A 536-nucleotide genomic window follows, 5' to 3' on the forward strand; every position below is an offset into this window, starting at 1 on the left:
GACGAGCCGCCTCCTTCCTCGTAAAGGGGTTGATGGCGAAAGCCGAGACTGCCGGACCCCAGAGCGATGATTGCGCCCACGACAAGCGCGGCGAACGAAAACCACGTCGCGCGAGCGACGGCACGGGCAGCGGTATCCGCAGCCTGGCGTGCGTTCTGCTCGGCTTGCGGGCTCGAAGCTACCGAGGCTGCCGACGCGACCACGCTCTGAACCTGTTGTCTGACCGAGTCGACCACCGGGTTGCCGCCGGGCGCCTGGCCCTGCGCGGCGCCTACAGTCGCGCCCGCCGTGGCGACGTTGCCGGCAACGCTGACAGCACCCCCGACGAGGGACGCCATGGCGTACACGACGAAAAGAATCATGACTGCCCACGCGAGCACGCCGTGCAGCCATCCGAGGACAGGTGCACATCGACCAGCGAGATACGAACCGGTGAAGACCGCAACGACCGTCGTGACAATCATCCAGACGCCTGAGCCAAAACCGAATGCGCGCATCGGGTCAGGCTGCGATAGCGGAGACAGGAGTGTTGCGCC

At 66.2% G+C, this 536-nt stretch carries 1 protein-coding gene; it reads right to left on the bottom strand.

Features of this window, described 5'->3' with window-relative positions:
* Positions 1-464 (bottom strand): hypothetical protein (locus P0D80_RS51060; RefSeq protein WP_408296563.1); only part of this gene is annotated, 464 nt, incomplete at its 3' end.
* Positions 465-536: the final 72 nt, after the last annotated feature.

This window comes from Paraburkholderia sp. RL17-373-BIF-A (assembly GCF_046030175.1).
Lineage (GTDB): Bacteria > Pseudomonadota > Gammaproteobacteria > Burkholderiales > Burkholderiaceae > Paraburkholderia.